The sequence below is a fragment of the Pseudomonas sp. LLC-1 genome (assembly GCF_002992185.1).
Lineage (GTDB): Bacteria > Pseudomonadota > Gammaproteobacteria > Pseudomonadales > Pseudomonadaceae > Aquipseudomonas > Aquipseudomonas monteilii.
In genome coordinates this window covers 156,527-174,081 of the sequence record NZ_LUVY01000002.1, presented here as the reverse complement: position 1 = coordinate 174,081, position 17,555 = coordinate 156,527, and the positions used below count along the sequence as shown (strand labels likewise).

Below are 17,555 nucleotides of genomic sequence, written 5' to 3'. Positions count from 1 at the left end.
CTGACGTGACGAGATGGGTGTATGTCAAAGTGTGGCGTGCGTGCGCGGTTATCTGGCCTGTGCACAGAGACGGTGTCCGCGTGGGCGGTGGCGCTGGTGGCCTTGGTGGCGGGCGGTCTGTTGACGGCCGCCTTGGCACTGGCCGCGCAGGCGTTTTACAAGCAGCAGTTGCGCCAGCGCTTCGAGTTGCTGGCCAGCGAACGCTACAGCCGTATTGCCGAGCGTTTTGATGAACAACAGCAGCGCCTGGATGGCCTGCGGCGGTTCTTCAGCTTTTCCAACGAAGTGACACCACGCGAATTTGACGGTTACGCCCGGCCGTTGCTGCAGCGTACCTTGGCCTACGCCTGGGCGCCGCGTGTGGAGGCCGCGCAGCGCGCCGAGTTCGAGCAGCATGCCCGCGAGCATTCCGGCCCGGGCTATGTGATCCGTGACCAGGATGCGCAAGGCCAGTGGCACCCCGCGCCGTTGCGCGACCATTACTTCCCTGTGTTGTATACCCAATCCGGTGAAATGCCCGGGCTGCCCTATGGGCTGGATCTTGCCGGCCAGGGTGAGCCCCAGGCTGCCCTGGCGCGGGCGCTCGGGCCTGGCAGCATGGCGGTGTCCGAGCCCTTGGCCATGTACGATATTCCTTCGTATGCGCGCGGCCTGGTGCTGGTAGCCCCCGTGTTTTCCGATGCCAACCCGCATGGCGCTGCAGTGGGCTATGTGGTGGCGTTGTTGAGCATGCGCGAGATGGTCAGCGATGGACGCCCTGTGGCAGCGGATGACAACCTGGTGGTGCGTATCGTCGACCCGTCCGGGTTGCAAGGGCCGCAAGTACTGTACGACTCGCAGAACCAGGTTGCCCCGTTGTCGCTGAGCAGCAACCAGCTGCTGCACCTGGCAGACCACCACTTCCAGCTGAGCATCCTGCCGAGCCAGGCCTTCGTGCGGGCCAATCGCTCATCGGCGGTACTGGCGGTCGGGCTGCTGGGCGGGTTGTTGAGCCTGCTGCTCAGTGCCTTGCTCTACAGCCTGTTCAGCCAGCGCCAGCGTGCCCTGGCCCTGGTCGAGCAGCGTACCGCCGAGTTGCGGGTCAGCGAGCAGTCCTTGCGCGGCACCCATAATCAGTTGCGCAGTGTATTGGAGGCCGCGACCCAGGTGGCCATTATTGCCACCAACCTCAAGGGTGAAGTCAGCACGTTCAACACGGGGGCCGAGCGTATGCTGGGTTACCCGGCTAACCAGGCCATCGGCCAGTTGCGCCTGGAGGACCTGGTGCTGCCGGACGAATTGAACCAGCGTGCGCATGCGCTCAGCCAGCGTTTTGGCCGGCACATTGCCGGTGGACAGGCGCTGTTTGCAGAAACCGTTTACGAGCGAGGCGCCGAGCCGGGTGAGTGGACCTTGCTACGCGCCGATGGCAGCCAGTTGGTGGCCAACATGCTGGTCACGGCCATGCTTGACGAACAGGGCCTGTGGGTTGGCTACCTGGCCATCTGCATCGATGTCACCGAGCGGCGTCGGGTACACGAGGCACTGGCGGCGCGCGACCGGCTGCTGGAAAAGCTCAGTGCCGAGGTGCCGGGCGGTATTTATCAGTATCGCCTGGATGCCGATGGGCATTCGTGTTTCCCCTATGCCAGCAAAGGCCTTTACGACATCTACGAAGTGGACCTGCAGCAGTTGCGCGAAGATGCCTCGGTGGTGTTCGAGCGTATCCACCCCGATGACCTGGAGCGCGTGCGCCGTTCGGTACGTTACTCGGCCGAGCACCTGGCACCCTGGCGCGAGGAATACCGGGTGTGCCTGCCACGTGCCGGCCTGCGCTGGGTGCGTGGCGAAGCGACGCCGGAAGTGGGTGAGCAGGGCTGTACCTTGTGGCATGGCTACCTGACGGACATCTCGGACCTCAAGGGTGTGGAGGAAGAGTTGCGGGCGCTGTCGGTGACCGATTCACTGACCGGCATTCATAACCGTCGGTACTTTCAGGAACGGCTCAAGGTCGAACTGGAGCGGGCTCAGCGTGATGGCTTGGCGCTGGCCGTGATCATGCTCGATATCGATCACTTCAAGCACATCAACGACCGCTTCGGCCATGCCGTCGGCGACCGGGTGCTGCGCAGCCTGTGCCAGCGTATCGGCCAGCGCTTGCGGCGCACCGATGTGTTCTGCCGGCTGGGCGGAGAGGAATTCATGGTGCTGTGCCCGGGCAGTGATGCCGAGCAGGCGCGGTTGCTGGCGCTGGAGTTGTGGCATGGGCTGCGCAATGTGCCGGTGGATGGCGTGGGCAAGGTGACGGCCAGTTTTGGTGTGGCGGGATGGCGGCCGGGGGAGGGCGCCGATGCCCTGTTGTTGCGGGCGGATGCGGGGGTGTATGCAGCCAAGCAGGCTGGGCGGGACAGGGTGGAAGGCGAGTCAGCCTGACTGTTTTTGGCTGCCCGTACCGGCCTCTTCGCGGCTAAAGCCGCTCCCACAGGATTTGCACAATCTTGAGGCCTGTGCAGTACCTGTGGGAGCGGCTTTAGCCGCGAAAGGGCCGGTACAGGCTAACCAATCAGTTGGCTGCAGTGCTGCCCGCCAGCTTCGGCTGGCGATACAGGTCCAGCAACACCTGGTCGAGCACCTGCGAAGCCCCCCATGGTTTCGGGTCGTTGAGGATTGCCGCCACTGCCCAGGTATGGCCGTTGCTGTCACGGCTGAAACCGGCAATCGCCCGCACGGTGTTCAGCGTGCCGGTCTTGATGTGCCCTTCGCCGGTCATGGCTGTGCGCTTGAGGCGCTTGCGCATGGTGCCGTCCATGCCCACCAGCGGCATCGAGCTCATGAACTCGGCGGCATAGGGGCTCTTCCAGGCGGCCTGCAGCATCTCGGCCATTTCCCGGGTGCTGACCCGTTCGGCACGCGACAGCCCCGAGCCGTTTTCCATCACCAGGTGCGGCGCGGTAATGCCTTTCTTCGCCAGCCACTGGCGGACCACGCGTTGCGCGGCACGGGCGTCGTCGCCGTCGGCATCGGTGCGGAACTGCGCGCCAAGGCTCAGGAACAGCTGCTGGGCCATGGTGTTGTTGCTGTACTTGTTGATGTCGCGGATCACTTCCACCAGGTCTGGCGAGAAGGCGCGGGCCAGCAGGCGTGCCCCTTTGGGCACATTCTCGATGCGGTCGCCACCCTGGATGTTGCCACCCAGCTCGTTCCAGATCGCGCGCACGGCACCGGCGGCGTAGGTCGGGTGGTCGAGCAGCGACAGGTAGGTCTGCGAGTTGCAGCCGTCACCCAGCTGGCCGCTGACGGTGACGCTGATGCCATCGGCCTGAGGTACCGGGTTGTAGCGCACATCACCCGTGCACTGCTTGGACGCCACGGCCTTGACCTGGTTGTCGATGCGAATGCTGGCAATCGGGGGTTCGACCGCGATGGTAACCTTGCCACCATCGTTGCGGGCCACGAAGCGCAGGGCCTTGAGGTTGACCAGCAGCGAGTCGGGTTTGACCAGGAACGGCTTGTTTTCATCGCCGCCGTCATCGTTGAACTGCGGCAGGTTGGGCTGCACGAAGTGGCTGCGGTCCAGCACCAGGTCACCGGTGATGGTGCGCACGCCATTGGCGCGCAGGTCACGCATCAGCAACCAGAGCTTTTCCATGTTCAGTTTCGGGTCGCCGCCACCTTTGAGGTACAGGTTGCCGTTGAGCACGCCGTTGCTCAGGGTGCCGTCGGTGTAGAACTCGGTTTTCCACTGGAAGGTGGGGCCGAGCAGTTCGAGGGCGGCATAGGTGGTAACCAGTTTCATGGTCGAGGCCGGGTTCACCGAAACATCGGCATTGAACACGGTCGGGGTACCTGGCCCGTCCAGCGGCAGCATTACCAGTGACAGCGCTGTGTCCTGCAGCTTGTTGGCTTTGAGCGCCTGCTGCACTTTGGCGGGCAGGGTGGTATTGACGGCGGCGGCGTGGCTGGGCAATGCGAGTGGCAACAGCAGGCCGGCAAGAACGAGGGGACGAAGCGTTTTGATCATAATGAATAAATACCCTGCAGCGAGGGAAAAGGGCATAGGGGCTGTAAGAGATGATGGCCCCAGGACGAAAGAGTACGCATTATGCCCCAAGCGCAGCGACGATGCGCCACGTTCGACGGAAAAGCATGGCGGATAAAAAGCATCGGCAATAAAAAAGGCCACCCATGCGGGTGGCCTTTTCAGCGATCAGACAGGCACGTATCACTCAGCCTTGTTGATCGGCTTTTCCGGGTACCAGGCGTCCAGCAGCGGGCTGACTTCGATTTTGGTCAGTTCGCTGCGGCCCTTGAGCCAGGCTTCTACGGCGGCGCGTTGTTCTTCGCTGACCGAACCGCGCTTGACCGAGCACACCAGGCCGAAATCGTCACCGCCTACATAGTCCAGGCCGTTGGCGTCCATGGCTTCTTCCAGGAACGCATCGAGGAAAGCATCGATTGCCTGGTCATCCAGATCTTCCTTGAATTCCAGGTTCAGCTCGAAGCCCAATTCCTGAAACTCGTCGACACACAGCTTCTTGCGCAGACGACGGGAGCGGTTTGTGGCCATGAAACAATCCTCTTAGGTAATAACGCCGCGCAGTCTACCAGTTGTAGCTCACCTCGGCCACGACAGTACGCCCCTCACCCATGTTGCAGGCCAGGGCGAAGAAGCAGGATGCCACGTAGTACTTGTCGGTGATGTTCTTCAGGTTCACGCTGGCCTTGACGCCTTGCAGGCTGGCGTCCAGGTGCCCCAGGTCATAGCGCACGGCGGCGTCGTAGAGGGTGTAGGAGGGGACCTTGAAGGTATTCATGCTGTCGCCGTAGCTGAACCCGGTGTAGCGCGCGCCTACGCCAATGCTCAAGCCCTGCAGTGGGTCGAACGGCACGCTGTAGTCAGCCCACACCGAGGCCAGCCGGGCTGGCACTTTGAACGGGTGCTTGCCCTCGTCGCCGCCATTGCTCTTGGTAACCTCGACGTCGCTGTACGACAGAGAGCCGATCAGCTTGAGCTGCTGGGAGACGCTGGTGATGGCTTCCAGCTCAACACCACGCGAACGGGTTTCCCCTGTCTGAATGCTGTAGCTGGTGTTCTGCGGGTCGGTCGTGGTTGCGTTCTGTTTGCGCAGGTCATAGACGGACAGGGTAACCTGCGTGTCGCTGCCGGGCGGCTGGTAGCGCACGCCCACCTCATACTGCTTGGCGGTTTCCGGATCGAACGGCTTGCTGCCTCGGGCCGGGGAGGTGCTGCCGCTGACGGGGTTGAATGACTCGGCGTAGCTGATGTAGGGCGCCAGGCCATTGTCGAACAGGTAGACCAGGCCTGCCCGGCCCGTGAAGGCATCCCAGTCCTGGTCGGCGGTTTCCTGGCCTGTCCAGCGGTCGGTGGTACGGGTTCTGGCGCGGTCCTGGCGGCCGCCCAGGGTCAGCACCCATTGCTCGTACTTCAGCTGGTCCTGGAAGTAGTAACCCAGCTGGGTGGTGCGTTGCCGGGTATTGACCCAGGCGGTGTAGGCCGAGGTGTCCACCGGTGCGCCGTAGGCCGGGTCGAAGACATTGATCGGCGTGGCGTTGCCCCATTTTTCGTTGCGTGTCGATTTGCTCCAGCTGTAGTCGACGCCAAACAATGCAGTGTGTTCGACCGGCCCTGTAGCGAAGCGGGCCTGCAACTGGTTGTCCAGCGCCAGGTGGTCACCGTAGGCGTGGCGGAGCTGGTAATTGCGGTTGATCGAGGCGTTCGGTACGCCGTCGCTGCCAGTGACCAGGCCGCTGACCCTGGCCAGGTAGTTTTCCTGGTTGTCGTAGGTGCTGTACCGGACGTTTTGGCGCACGGTCCAGACTTCGTTGAAGTCATGCCGGAATTCGTACCCCAGCGAGCTGCTTTCGACCTCTTCGAAATCGAACGACGGTTCACCGATGAAGCGGTCCATCGGTACCCGGCCATAGAGGCTGCTGCCGTTCACTGCCGCCCACGGGATGTTGCTGGGGGCCAGGGCCTTGTTTTTCTGGTAGGCCGCCAGCAAGGTCAGGCTGGTGGCATCGTTGGGTTTCCACGTGAGGCTGGGTGCGACATAAGTGCGGTCGTCAGCGGTGTGGTCGTACACGCCATCCGCTTCACGGCCAAGGGCAACCAGGCGGTAGCTGAGTGTTTCGCTCAACGGGCCGCTGCTGTCGAAGGTCAGCTGCCGGCGGTGGTCGCTACCGAATGACACGCCAACCTCGCCGCGGGCGTAATCGGTGGGGCGCTTGGAAACTGTATTGATCAACCCGCCAGGCTCGCTTTGGCCATACAGGATCGAGGACGGGCCTTTGAGTACTTCCACGCGTTCCAGGCCGTAGGGTTCTTCGGCGAACATGCCGAAAAAGCCCAGCGGGCGCAGGCGCAGGCCATCCTTGTAGGTGAAGGACACCGCATAGCCACGCAGGAAAATGTTGTCTGCGGCGTTGTTGGCGCCGCCAGAGTCGGAACGCACGCCTGAGGTGTAACGCAAGGCTTCATCCAGGCGTTGCACGCCCATGTCGTCCAGGCGCTCGCGGGTTACCACCGAGACGGCCTGGGGCGTTTCCAGAAAGGCACTGTCGGTTTTGGTGGCCGTGGTGCTGCGGCGAGCGATGTAGCCGTCACCGGGGCCAAAGGGGTCATCCCGATAGCTGTCAGCCTGAACGCTGGTGGCGTCGAGTTCCAGTGCGCCGGCATCATTCGCCCGTACAACGAGCCGATAACGCCCGGCACCGGTCATCACCGCTTGTAACCCGGTGCCCTCAAGCAACAGGGCCAAGGCCTGGGCCACCGGGTAGTGCCCTTTCAGGCCTGCGGTGCGCAGCCCCTGTGACAGTTGCGAGTCGACCGCAACCATCACGCCGGCCTGTTGGCCAAATTGCCCCAGCGCGTTGTCCAGTGCGCCGGCCGGAATATCGAAAGCGCTGGCAGCACTGAGCTCGGCTTTGGCTTCTGCTGCCAGTAGCGGCGGTGTGATCGCAGCCAGGGTGAGGCCGAGCAGTAAGGGGCGCATGGCGGCGGCGAGCGGGGTAGGGGGGCTGTACATCGAGACAATCCTTGGCGGGTGGGGGGCTTCACGCTGTGGAGTCAGCGCCTTTCCCTTGTCTTGATGCATGAGTGGGCAAAACCTGCCTGCAATTTTGAAAAAATCATGCAGGCAGTACGTTTGCCCAGTAGCCGAAGACCTTGTTTACGCGCACAGGCAGCACCTTGGTCAGCAAGTCCAGGCTTGCCTCTGGTTGATCGATGGAAAACGCGCCGCTGACCAACAAAGGCGCAATGGCCGGGTCGCAGCGCAAGAAACCAGGGCGGTAGCGGTCAAGCTCGGCCAACAGCTCGCCAAGCGGCATGCGCTCGGCAAGCAACTGCCCGTGAACCCAGGCACTGGCAGCGGCGGTAAGGGGCGTGGCTGGGCCTGCCTGGTCAATGCCGAATGCCTGCTGCCAGCCGCCACTCAATTCGAAGCGTTGCCCTTGTGCCTGCTCGACCAGCGCCTCGCCTTGCAGCAACTGCACGCGGGTATCGATCACGCCGGGCAGGCCATGACTGATCATCAGCTGCGACCCACCTGCAGGCTGGATCGATACTTCGGGTGTGACCACGCGCACGGATGCTGACGCATTCAGCGTCAGCAGTATCCGGCCACTGTTGAGGGTCAGTAGCCTGCCATTGGCAAGCAATTCGCTGTCCAGGGCGGTGCGCGTGTCCAGCTTCAGCTCCAGCCCCCCGGGCAGGGCCCAGCTGCGGCGTTCACCTGTGGCGGTGGCATAGTCGCTGAACAGGCTCGGCAACAGGCTACGTTGGTGTATGGCCTGGCCTGTGGCGAGCACGACGGCAACCCCGGTCATGCCTTTGAGTACACTGCGTCGCGACAGGTGGGTGCGTGCGTTCAGCAACTGCCGTGCATTGGGTGCGGCAAGCGCATGGGTGCTTGCACGCAAGCCTTGGCCAATACCGTTCAGGCGTTGCCAGGCCCGCTCGTGCTCGGCGTTTTGCTGGCGCCACTGCTGGCAGGCCATCTGTTCGTCCTGGCTGCTCAACCCGGATTGCATGCGCACCATCCACAACATGGCTTGCTCCAGCACCTCGGGGTCGAGCGCCTGGGCATCGCTGCAAGGCTGCGTATTCATGGGCCGTACACGGCAGCGTAGCAATGCCGGTAGGCCTTGAGCATGGCCTTCTGCACGACGTTGGTGGTCAGCCCGAGGTGCTCGGCGATTTGCGGGTAGGTCCAGCCGTCGAGTTGCGAAAGCAGGAAAATTTCGCGCACCTTGCTGCCAAGCCCGTCCAGCACCTGGCCCACTGCATCCAGCGCCTCCAGTACCAAGAGGCGCGTTTCTTCGTTGGGCTGATGCTGTGGTTCCAGCAGTGCCAGGCTGTTCAGGTAAGCCCGTTCCAGTGCTTGCCTTCGAAAATGCTGAAGGCATAACCGGTTGGCCACTGTGCCCAGGTAGGCCCGGGGCTCGCGCAGCAACGAGGGCATCTCGCTGCGTAACAGCCTGACAAAGGTGTCCTGGGCCATGTCCAGTGCCTGGTCGCGGTTGCCCAGTTTGCGCCGGAGCATACTCACCACCCAGCTATGGTGCTGGATGTAGAGCTCGCCGATGTCGTGCGGGCTTGGCATTTGCTGAGACTCTCAGGGAAAGGGTTGAAAATGCCAGCATGCTAATGCTTCTCATTAGAAAATCAAACTGCTTGTCGTCTCTCCTGCGAGGTCCCTGGAAAGCGCCAGCTCCACCCGCCGCATATGCCGCGCCAGTGCCTGACGCCGCAGGCGCAACTGGGCAGTAGGCAAGCCACCAGGCTCCAGTGCTTCGCAGGCGGCCATCAGGTCGGGCGCTTCGAGCATGCGCGCGGCGCTGAGCACTTTGTGGGCCTGTTCGGCAATGGCATCGGCGTCGTGCTCTGGGTGCAGCGCCATCAAGGTGGAAAAATCGGCCTGCAGGCTCTGCTGCAGAGTCTGCAGAAAACGTCGGCGGTCGGCGGGGTCATGCCCGACCACTGCAGCCAGGCCATCCAGGTGATACAGGAGGCGTCGGCGCTTGCGCTGCCGGCGCGGGTTGATGCCGGCCAGGCGCTGGCTGAGGGTGCTCAGGCTGATGGGCTTGAGCAGGCAGTCGTCCATGCCGGCGCTCAGGCACTTGCGGCGTACTTCTGGCTGAGCGTTGGCGGTATAGCCAAGAATGGTGCAGCGTGGCCGGTTGCCATGGCGCTCTTCGGTGCGCACGGCTGTCGCCAACTGGTAGCCGTTCATGTGCGGCATGTTGCAGTCAAGTACCAGCACATCGAAGTTGCCCGCCCGCCAGGCAGCCAGGCCTTCACGACCATCGCGGGCGCTGGCGTGTTCCAGGCCCAGGTAGGCAAGCTGCTGCGCCATCAGTTGCAGGTTGGCCGGATGGTCGTCGATCACCAGCACGTTCAGCCGCGGGTCGGGCACATCAAGTTTTTCGATCAGGGGGGCCGACTGCACTTGCGCATCAACCTGTTGCAGCGGCATTTTCAGGCAGACTTGGGTGCCGACCCCTTCGAGGCTTTTGAGGGTCAGGTCGCCACCCATCATTTCGCACAGGTTGCGGCAGATGGTCAGGCCCAACCCGGTACCCGCGCGCGCGCCCTGGCTATGCGGGTTGGCCTGGACGAACGGGGTGAACAGGCGTTGCAGGTCGTCGGCGTGGATGCCGATGCCACTGTCACGCACTTCCAGTTGCAGTACGGCGGGCGTGCTGGTGCCGGTGTCGGTGTCCCGCAGGTCGGCGCTGATACGCACCTGGCCATGCTCGGTGAACTTGATGGCGTTGCTGAGCAGGTTGGACAGCACCTGTTTGAAGCGCAGGGGGTCGAGCAAGGCATGGCAGCGCGCGGCCGGCGTGATCATCACCTCAAGTGCCAGACCTTTCTGGCGCGCCTGGCCCTCGAAGATACGCCCCACCGACTCCACCAATGCGGCCAGGTCTACGGCCTCCGGCGCCAGGGTCAGGTGCCCGGACTCGATGCGCACGATATCGAGGATATCGCCGATCAGGCCCAGCAGGTCTTTGGCCGAATGGTGGGCAAGCTCCAGTGCGCTACGGTCCAGCCGACCTTGGTCGGCGCGTTTCACCGCCAGTTCGAGCATGCCGATCACGGCATTCATCGGCGTGCGTATTTCGTGGCTGATGGTGGCCAGGAAGGTGCTTTTGGCGCGGTTGGCATCGTCGGCCTGTTGTTTGGCCTGGCGCAGCTCCAGCACCAGCTGGCGGCGATCGCTGATGTCGATCCAGCCGCCGATGATGCCCTGGATTTCTCCCAGTGAGTCGCGGTACGGCAGAATCCAGTGATAAATGGTCAGCTCGCGTCCCTTGATCCGCAGGGGGCGGTCCATGATCAACGGCGACCCGGCGGCCATGACTTTCAGGTAGTCGGCCTGGATTTGACGGGTTTGCTCGGGATTGGCGAACAGGCTGTTTTCGAGCTGCTTTCCAATAACCTCATCGGCCCGGGCCTGCACGGCTTCCAGGTAGCTGTAGTTGCAGCTTTTCAGGCAGCCCTCGCGGTCACGCACATACATGGGGTGGGGGGTGCCGTTGAGCAGTGCGCGCATGAATGCCAGTTGGTCGTTCAGGGCGCGTTCGGCGCGGTGGCGCTGGCGAATCTGCAGGCGCAGGCGAGCGTTCCAGAGCAAGGCCAGCAGCAGAAGCACGGCAGTGCCCAGCACCACCTGCAGGGCGAGGCGGCTGTAACCCTTGGCGTTGCTGTCTTCGTGCCGGCCAAACCCGCGCCAGCGGTTGTTGATAACCCCCAGCTCCTCCGGTGAGATGCTGAGCAGTGCCTTGTCGAGGATCGACAGCAGGGCCGGTGAAGGGGCCATGGTGGCCATGGCGAAGTTGGCGGGTTCGCTGCCCACCGACGAGCGGATCACCAGGTCCGGGTTGCTGGCCAAGGCGTGGTTGGCATCGATCAGGGTGGTAATCACTGCATCGACGGCACCACTGTTGAGCAACGCCATGGAGTAGAATGCGCTTTCGGTCTCGACCCAGCCGATCTGCGGATAGTACCGGGACAGCATGGCATCCATGGCGCTGTAGCGGGTAATGGCGATGCGATGCCCTTGCAGTTGTTCCAGCGAGCCCAGTGCCTTGTTGTCCTTGTGGCTGACCAGTACGTAGGCGCTTTCCAGGTAGGGGCGGCTGATTAGCATGTCGTCCCCCGCCGCCCCGGCGCTGGCCAATGCGGCGATGACATCGGCCCGGCCATCCTTGAGGCGGGCAATCATGTCGGCAATGCCACTGGCACGTTGTACTTCGAAGCGCAACCCCGTGCGCAGGCGGATGAGCTCCAGCAGGTCGGCAGTGATGCCGCGAAAATGCCCCGAATCATCGAAATAGGAAAGTGGTGCAGCCGTGTCATCAATCGCCACGCGCATCACCGGGTGCTGCTGCAGCCACTGTTGCTCGGCCTCGCTCAATTGCAGTTGGCGGTCGCTCAGCAGTTGGTCGCTGCCAGCGCTCCAGCGCTTGAAGATGCTGGTGCGCATGGCCGGGGTCTGGCTGTCGAGGACAACGTTCACCAGCTCCAGCAGCAGTGTGTCTTGCTGGCGCAAGGCAAAGCCGAAGCCGATGGCCTCGTGCTTGCCGAAGTTGGCCATGCGCAGGCGTGGCAGGTGGCCGCGATTGAGCTGGTAGTGCGTGGAGATGGTGTCGCCGATGAACACGTCGGCCTGGCCGAATGCCACGGCATTCAGTGCCTGGCTGGAAGAGCCGAAGGCCAGCAACTCGGCCTTGGGGTAGGCGCTGTGGACTTCCTGTTTGGGCAGGTAGTGGTAGAGCATGCCCAGGCGCATGCCGGTCAGGTCCGTGTCCATCGCCCGGTTTTCATCTTCGCGCGTTACCAGTACCGGTTGGTCGATGGCATAGGGCTGTGACAGCGCCAGGCCGTCGTTGGCTGCTTCGTAGCCATTGGCGCTGCCGAGCAAATCGATATCACCCTGCCTGAGCGCCTCCACCGCCGCCTGCCGGCTGGAAAAGCGCAGTACCCGGACGGGTAACTGCAGGGCCTTGCCGACCAGGCTTGCATACTCGGCAGTCAGGCCTTGGTAGTCGCGGCCGCCACTGGTGATGTCGAACGGCGGGTAGTCGGGTGCCGACGTCCCCAGTACCAGCTCCTGACGGCCTTCAAGCCATAACCGTTGTTCGGGCGTGAACAGGAGCTGGGCTGGCCCGGCCGATGACCGTGCCAGCAACGTGTAGGACGATGCTTCGCGATTGGTAGCGTGTGTCGCGCCGCTTGACAGCAGCAGGGCGAGCAGCAGGCGGGCGATAGTGCGGGCCATGGCCACCTTCAGACAAGCGCGTTGCGCTTGGCCATCTCGATCAGGTCCACCAGCGTGTTGACCTGAAGCTTGTGCATGAGCCGCTTTTTGTAGGTGCTGACGGTTTTGCTGCTGAGGAACATGCCTTTGGCAATTTCCTTGTTGCTGCGGCCTTGGGCGAAGAGTTGCAGTACCATCAGTTCGCGGTCATTCACCTGGCGGAAAAGTTGCAAGTCGGTACCGGTAGTCGGGTTGTTATTGATGGCCTGGCTGGGGAAATAGTTATATCCAGCCAGAACCGCCTTGATCGCACTGAGCAGTTCACCCAGGTCTTCTTGCTTGCACACGTAACCCGCAGCACCTGAATGCATGCAGCGCACGGCAAACAATGCCGGAGACTGTGCAGTCAATACCAGAACCTTCAAGGGCAGGGCCATCGACTGAAAACGGGCAAGTACCTCCAGGCCGTCTAACTTGGGGATGCTGATGTCGAGGATGACCAGGTCGGGGTTGCTCTCCCGGATCATCTGCATGGCGTCCACGCCGTTGTCCGACTCGCCGGCAATCTTGTAGTTCTGGTTTTCCAGCAGCATACGGACGGCCAGGCGAATGACCGGATGGTCGTCAACAATAAATATGGAGTGCATGTTCAACTTCCCTGCGGTCGTTTGGGGTGACAGGTGGCACCTTATCGCAGTTGGAAGTCGCCGGGCATGCGAGGATGGGCTGTTAGCCCTATATGGGAAATGGCTTACAAGATAAAACAAAACCGGCTACGAAATGGGTATGTTTAACTCGATGTCAAAGCACATTTGGTAACTTTTCATTGATTTTTATTCGTGTTGTTTAATTTGCCGTCAGTATATGTAGGAAGTTTCCTGCAATGAGCGGTGCAGCCGAGGCAGGCTGCACCGAAAGCTCAACTCACGTAGGGCTGGAGCGCCCGGTCATTTCGCTGGCCATTTCGCTGGCGTAGCTGTCGGTCATGCCAGCGATGAAGTCGATCATGCGCAGGAAGGCACTGTGCAACGAGGCATGGGGGTCTGGAGCATTGTTGCCGATCAGGTCCAGCACCCGGCGGCTCTTGAACGATGGCGTGCGCCCACCGTGCTGTTCAAGGGCTGCACCGCAGAAGGTGTTCAGCAGAATCTCCAGGGTGGTGTAGGCACCGATTTCATGCAGGGTCTTGCGCTTGTCCTGGAAGATCTTGTTGCGCGCCATGTCCTTGGCCTGCAGCACGCAGCGCTTGGCCGGGCCGTGCATGTGCTCGACCAGGTCGCCCGCCAGTTGCCCGGCCAGCAAGGCGTGTTGCTGCTCGACGAAGGCGTGGGCGGCAGCGTTGGTCAGGTGCTCGATGGCCTTGCCACGCAGAATGGCCAGCTTACGCCGGCGCGAGTCGCGTGGGCCTAGCTGGCGGTAGGTTTCCGGCAGGTCATCACCGACCAGGTCGAGCAGCAACGCTTCGACTTCGGCGTATTGCAGCAGCTCCATTTCCAGGCCGTCTTCGAGGTCGATCAGTGCATAGCAGATGTCGTCGGCAGCCTCCATCAGGTACACCAGCGGGTGGCGTGCCCAACGTTGGTCTTCCAGTTGTGGCAGCCCCAGTTTGCGGGCGATCTGTTCGAGCAGGGGCAGTTCGCTCTGGTAGCTGCCGAACTTGTGCTTCTTGTAACCCATGGCATCGGCGTGGCGGGCGCTCCAGGGGTACTTGAGGTAGGTGCCGAGGGTGGCATACGTCAGCCGGGTGCCGCCGTCGAACTGGTGGTACTCCAGCTGGGTAAGCACGCGAAAACCCTGTGCGTTGCCTTCGAAGTTGAGGAAGTCGGCCCGCTCGTCGTCGTTCATGTCGTCCAGCCAGCCACGCCCGGCGGCTTGCTGGAACCAGTGGCGAATGGCGTCTTCGCCGGAGTGGCCGAATGGCGGGTTGCCTATGTCGTGGGCCAGACAGGCCGACTGTACGATCATTCCGAGATCACTGGGGGCGCACCAGTCCGGCAGGCTGTCGCGCAGGGTTTCGCCGACGCGCATGCCCAGCGAGCGACCGACACAGCTGACTTCCAACGAATGGGTCAGACGCGTGTGGATATGGTCGTTGCTGGAAACCGGGTGTACCTGGGTCTTGCGCCCAAGGCGACGGAAAGCGCCGGAGAAGATGATGCGGTCGTGGTCTTTGTGGAAGGGGCTGCGCCCGAGTTCATCGGCGCTATAGAGGGCTTTGCCCAGGCGTTCGCGGGTGAGCAGGGTGTGCCAGTCCAAGGCGCGGTCTCCTGTGGATCGAAGGCTTTAGCTTCCCGTGTCGTGTTCATCTGCGCAAGGGGCAGGGTGGTACCGCCCCTGGGTGGGGGCGGGTCATTCAAAACTCAGGGGCGGCGGCTGCCTTGCAGGTACAGGCGCACCAGCGGCAGCAAGCTGCTCCCCAGCCGCACCAGGCGCGCCAGATTGCCGCTGCGCACGCCTTTGCCGGTGAGGAAACCCAGCGCTACCACGGCGCCAATCCCCCACAAGGGCGCGTGTTTGATCCCCAGGCCATCGTGCAGCGAACTGCCCATGCCGCGCACACGGCGCAGCGGTTCCATCAGTTGTCCCGACTCGTGACGGATTTCCTGGCGGTGCATTTCCATGCGCAGGCGCAGCAGCGCCTTGCGCAGTTCGCGCGGGTTACGCGTGTTTGGCAGTTCTGGCAGGCTCATGGCAACAGGCGCTCCCGGTCCTTGGCAAGTTCTTCGAGGGTGGCGCCGAACGGCGATGATTCGTCGAACACCGCCGCCTTCAGGCGTAGCCCGCAGTACAGCGCGGCCATGCCATAGAACACGCACAGGCCGATGATACCGGCCAGGCGATAGCTGTCCCACAGCAGCACCAGCAACAGCCCGGACAGCGCCGTCAGCAGCAGCAGCGCAAATACCAGCGCCAGGCCGGCGAACAGCAGCAGGCTCAAGGTGCGTCCCTTTTGCTCCTGCAATTCGATGCCGAACAGTTCGATGTGGCTGTGCAGCAGGCCCAGCGCTGCGGCGCCCAGGCGCCTGCCCGAGGCGCTGGCGCCGTTGGCGTCATTCTCCATGGGAACCCCTTAGCGCCGGTTGGCCAGCAGGCCGATCAACAGGCCGACGCCGGCGGCGATGCCGATCGCCTGCCACGGGTTTTCCTGCACATACTGCTCGGCGTTGCCCAGCGCGGCCTGGCCGCGCTCGCGCACCGAGTCCTGGGTCAGTTGCAGGGTTTCGCGGGCCTGGGCCAGGCGGTCGTGAATCTGTTCACGCAACTCGTCGGCCTGGTCGCCGGCCAGGTTGGCAGTGTCGGCCAGTAGTTTCTCGGTGTCGCGCACCAAGGCCTGGAAGTCAGCCATCAATATCTCTTGTGCAGTCTTTGCCGATTTGCTGGCCATGGGTCTCTCCCTGTCGATTGAGTGTTGGTAATTCGAGTGATAGCACGCGCGGAAGGTTCAAGTGCCCGTGCTGGTATGGGCCTTGCTAAGTGTTTGCCACGTTGCGGGGCACCGCTGTCGCGCCTTGCGCCGATTCAGGGCGCCCATGCAGCGAATACCGATAAACCTTAACCCAATCCACGACAAACCCAAGAAAAAACCACGCAGGCTCCGCCCCGTTCGCCAAAACAGGGCAGGGGGCTGGCACCGATTCGGTGCAGGGATGCAGGTTCTTGAACTGTCCTGGTGCCTTTTTCAGCAGGTCTGCCTATTTCATGGAAAACATGCACAGCGCGATGGACTCCCTGGTCCACGGTTCCAATACCCTGTTCATTCTGATGGGCGCCATTCTGGTGCTGGCCATGCATGCCGGCTTCGCGTTCCTCGAAGTGGGCACGGTGCGCCACAAGAACCAGGTCAACGCCTTGTCGAAGATCCTCAGCGATTTTGCCATCTCGGCGCTGGTGTACTTCTTTATAGGCTACTGGATCGCCTATGGCGTCAACTTCTTCCAGCCAGCGGCGACGCTGGCTGCCGATCATGGCTATGCGCTGGTCAAGTGCTTCTTCCTGCTGACGTTCGCGGCGGCGATACCGGCGATCATCTCCGGCGGCATTGCCGAGCGGGCGCGCTTTGTGCCACAGCTGTGCGCCACGGCGTTGATCGTGGCGTTCATCTACCCGTTTTTCGAAGGTGTGGTGTGGAACGGCAACCTTGGTGTGCAGGCTTGGCTGCAGGCACGCTTCGGCGCGCCGTTCCATGACTTTGCGGGGTCCGTGGTGGTGCATGCCATGGGCGGCTGGCTGGCGCTGGCGGCGGTGCTATTGCTGGGTGCGCGCCGCGGGCGCTACCGCGATGGCCGGCTGGTGGCGTTTGCGCCGTCGAGCATTCCCTTCCTGGCGCTGGGTTCGTGGATCCTGATCATCGGCTGGTTCGGCTTCAACGTCATGAGCGCCCAGACCTTGCAGGGCGTCAGCGGCCTTGTGGCGATCAATTCATTGATGGCCATGGTCGGTGGCACCCTGTCGGCCCTGCTGGCCGGGCGCAACGACCCGGGCTTCTTGCACAACGGGCCGTTGGCCGGCCTGGTGGCCATCTGCGCCGGCTCCGACCTGATGCACCCGATCGGTGCGCTGGCCACAGGCCTGGTGGCGGGCGCGCTGTTTGTCTGGACTTTCACCGCAGCGCAAAACCGCTGGAAGATCGACGACGTGCTGGGTGTGTGGCCGTTGCACGGGCTGTGCGGCGTCTGGGGGGGAATCGCCTGCGGCGTATTCGGTCAGACAGCCCTGGGTGGGATGGGCGGTGTCAGCCTGGCCAGCCAGTTGTTGGGCAGCCTGATGGGTGTGGTTGTGGCCTTGGCCGGTGGCTTTGCCGTGTACGGGGCAATCCGCGCGTTGCATGGCCTGCGCTTGAGCCATGAGCAGGAGTTCCAGGGCGCGGACCTGTCACTGCACCGCATTGGCGCCACCAGCCAGGATTGAGCCAGGTCAGGTGCACGGATGGCGGGACGGACCTAGAATAGGTTTTTCCCAGCCATACCGGAACGTACCCCATGCTGCCTGAATGCCAACTGTTCGGCACCCTCGGCTGCCACCTGTGCGAAGTGGCCGAGGCCGTGCTGATGCCCTTTGTCGATCATGGCCTGCTGGTTGAACTGGTCGACATCGCCGAGAACGAGGCCCTGTTCGAGCGTTATGGCCTGATCATTCCGGTGCTGCGGCGCTGCGACAACGGCGGCGAGTTGCACTGGCCGTTCGATGCCGAGCAGGTGGTGGCGTTTCTCGCGCAGTGATGGCTCCAGGGGAGCTGCGTCCCTGCTCCAAGGTGATGACTGTGAGCTGATGATCCGGTGCCTACATTCA

Annotated in this window: 14 protein-coding genes; 3 read left to right on the top strand and 11 right to left on the bottom strand. The window is 62.8% G+C overall.

Going from position 1 to position 17,555, the window contains the following annotated elements; all coding sequences use genetic code 11:
• The first annotated feature begins 21 nt into the window (after window positions 1–21).
• On the top strand, window positions 22–2,412 hold the full coding sequence (locus A0O30_RS00865; RefSeq protein WP_105945256.1) for a diguanylate cyclase: 2,391 nt from the start codon (window positions 22–24) through the stop codon (window positions 2,410–2,412).
• 130 nt (window positions 2,413–2,542) lie between these two features.
• Here the strand turns inward: A0O30_RS00865 and dacB are convergent, their stop codons facing one another.
• From dacB to A0O30_RS00810, 11 genes are all read right to left on the bottom strand, one after another.
• Window positions 2,543–4,000 carry a D-alanyl-D-alanine carboxypeptidase/D-alanyl-D-alanine-endopeptidase gene (dacB, locus tag A0O30_RS00860; RefSeq protein ID WP_016714859.1) on the bottom strand — a complete coding sequence of 486 codons (1,458 nt, stop codon included), beginning with the start codon at window positions 3,998–4,000 and terminating at the stop codon, window positions 2,543–2,545.
• Window positions 4,001–4,201: 201 nt separating this feature from the next.
• The gene (locus A0O30_RS00855; protein ID WP_003248695.1) at window positions 4,202–4,546 is read right to left on the bottom strand and encodes a YggL family protein; all 345 of its coding nucleotides are present in this window, start codon (window positions 4,544–4,546) and stop codon (window positions 4,202–4,204) included.
• Between the two features lie 34 nt (window positions 4,547–4,580).
• Window positions 4,581–7,025, bottom strand: a complete 2,445-nt coding sequence (locus tag A0O30_RS00850; protein WP_158261448.1) for a TonB-dependent siderophore receptor — start codon at window positions 7,023–7,025, stop codon at window positions 4,581–4,583.
• 103 nt (window positions 7,026–7,128) lie between these two features.
• On the bottom strand, window positions 7,129–8,109 hold the full coding sequence (locus A0O30_RS00845) for a DUF4880 domain-containing protein (RefSeq protein WP_105945254.1): 981 nt from the start codon (window positions 8,107–8,109) through the stop codon (window positions 7,129–7,131).
• Window positions 8,106–8,603, bottom strand: coding sequence for a sigma-70 family RNA polymerase sigma factor (locus A0O30_RS00840; RefSeq protein WP_105945253.1), 498 nt, complete (start codon window positions 8,601–8,603; stop codon window positions 8,106–8,108). Before A0O30_RS00840 ends, A0O30_RS00845 begins: the two co-directional genes overlap by 4 nt.
• Before the next feature lie 54 nt (window positions 8,604–8,657).
• Window positions 8,658–12,287, bottom strand: a complete 3,630-nt coding sequence (locus A0O30_RS00835; protein WP_105945252.1) for an ATP-binding protein — start codon at window positions 12,285–12,287, stop codon at window positions 8,658–8,660.
• An 8-nt stretch (window positions 12,288–12,295) separates the two neighbouring features.
• Window positions 12,296–12,913, bottom strand: coding sequence for a response regulator transcription factor (locus A0O30_RS00830; protein ID WP_060498848.1), 618 nt, complete (start codon window positions 12,911–12,913; stop codon window positions 12,296–12,298).
• A 277-nt stretch (window positions 12,914–13,190) separates the two neighbouring features.
• Window positions 13,191–14,522 (bottom strand): deoxyguanosinetriphosphate triphosphohydrolase, encoded by a 1,332-nt coding sequence (locus A0O30_RS00825; protein WP_105945251.1) that lies wholly within the window; start codon window positions 14,520–14,522, stop codon window positions 13,191–13,193.
• Window positions 14,523–14,626: 104 nt separating this feature from the next.
• Window positions 14,627–14,956, bottom strand: a complete 330-nt coding sequence (locus A0O30_RS00820; protein WP_105945250.1) for a hypothetical protein — start codon at window positions 14,954–14,956, stop codon at window positions 14,627–14,629.
• The gene (locus tag A0O30_RS00815; protein ID WP_016714868.1) at window positions 14,953–15,327 is read right to left on the bottom strand and encodes a phage holin family protein; all 375 of its coding nucleotides are present in this window, start codon (window positions 15,325–15,327) and stop codon (window positions 14,953–14,955) included. The genes A0O30_RS00820 and A0O30_RS00815 overlap by 4 nt, the downstream gene beginning before the upstream one ends.
• A 9-nt stretch (window positions 15,328–15,336) precedes the next feature.
• On the bottom strand, window positions 15,337–15,651 hold the full coding sequence (locus A0O30_RS00810; protein ID WP_105945249.1) for a YqjD family protein: 315 nt from the start codon (window positions 15,649–15,651) through the stop codon (window positions 15,337–15,339).
• A gap of 314 nt (window positions 15,652–15,965) precedes the next feature.
• Here A0O30_RS00810 and A0O30_RS00805 point away from each other — a divergent pair, with 314 nt between their 5' ends.
• Together A0O30_RS00805 and A0O30_RS00800 are read left to right on the top strand one after the other, a co-directional pair.
• A complete protein-coding gene (locus tag A0O30_RS00805) occupies window positions 15,966–17,174 on the top strand; it encodes an ammonium transporter (protein WP_016714870.1) in 1,209 nt (402 codons plus the stop codon).
• A gap of 71 nt (window positions 17,175–17,245) precedes the next feature.
• On the top strand, window positions 17,246–17,485 hold the full coding sequence (locus A0O30_RS00800; RefSeq protein ID WP_019096182.1) for a glutaredoxin family protein: 240 nt from the start codon (window positions 17,246–17,248) through the stop codon (window positions 17,483–17,485).
• Window positions 17,486–17,555 lie beyond the last annotated feature (70 nt).

Coding starts and splice junctions, on each gene's coding strand:
- A0O30_RS00865 (WP_105945256.1), top strand. CDS start 22: ATGTCAAAGTGTGGCGTGCGTGCGCGGTTATCTGGCCTGTGCACAGAG.
- dacB (WP_016714859.1), bottom strand. CDS start 4,000: ATGATCAAAACGCTTCGTCCCCTCGTTCTTGCCGGCCTGCTGTTGCCA.
- A0O30_RS00855 (WP_003248695.1), bottom strand. CDS start 4,546: ATGGCCACAAACCGCTCCCGTCGTCTGCGCAAGAAGCTGTGTGTCGAC.
- A0O30_RS00850 (WP_158261448.1), bottom strand. CDS start 7,025: ATGTACAGCCCCCCTACCCCGCTCGCCGCCGCCATGCGCCCCTTACTG.
- A0O30_RS00845 (WP_105945254.1), bottom strand. CDS start 8,109: ATGAATACGCAGCCTTGCAGCGATGCCCAGGCGCTCGACCCCGAGGTG.
- A0O30_RS00840 (WP_105945253.1), bottom strand. CDS start 8,603: ATGCCAAGCCCGCACGACATCGGCGAGCTCTACATCCAGCACCATAGC.
- A0O30_RS00835 (WP_105945252.1), bottom strand. CDS start 12,287: ATGGCCCGCACTATCGCCCGCCTGCTGCTCGCCCTGCTGCTGTCAAGC.
- A0O30_RS00830 (WP_060498848.1), bottom strand. CDS start 12,913: ATGCACTCCATATTTATTGTTGACGACCATCCGGTCATTCGCCTGGCC.
- A0O30_RS00820 (WP_105945250.1), bottom strand. CDS start 14,956: ATGAGCCTGCCAGAACTGCCAAACACGCGTAACCCGCGCGAACTGCGC.
- A0O30_RS00815 (WP_016714868.1), bottom strand. CDS start 15,327: ATGGAGAATGACGCCAACGGCGCCAGCGCCTCGGGCAGGCGCCTGGGC.
- A0O30_RS00810 (WP_105945249.1), bottom strand. CDS start 15,651: ATGGCCAGCAAATCGGCAAAGACTGCACAAGAGATATTGATGGCTGAC.
- A0O30_RS00805 (WP_016714870.1), top strand. CDS start 15,966: ATGGAAAACATGCACAGCGCGATGGACTCCCTGGTCCACGGTTCCAAT.
- A0O30_RS00800 (WP_019096182.1), top strand. CDS start 17,246: ATGCTGCCTGAATGCCAACTGTTCGGCACCCTCGGCTGCCACCTGTGC.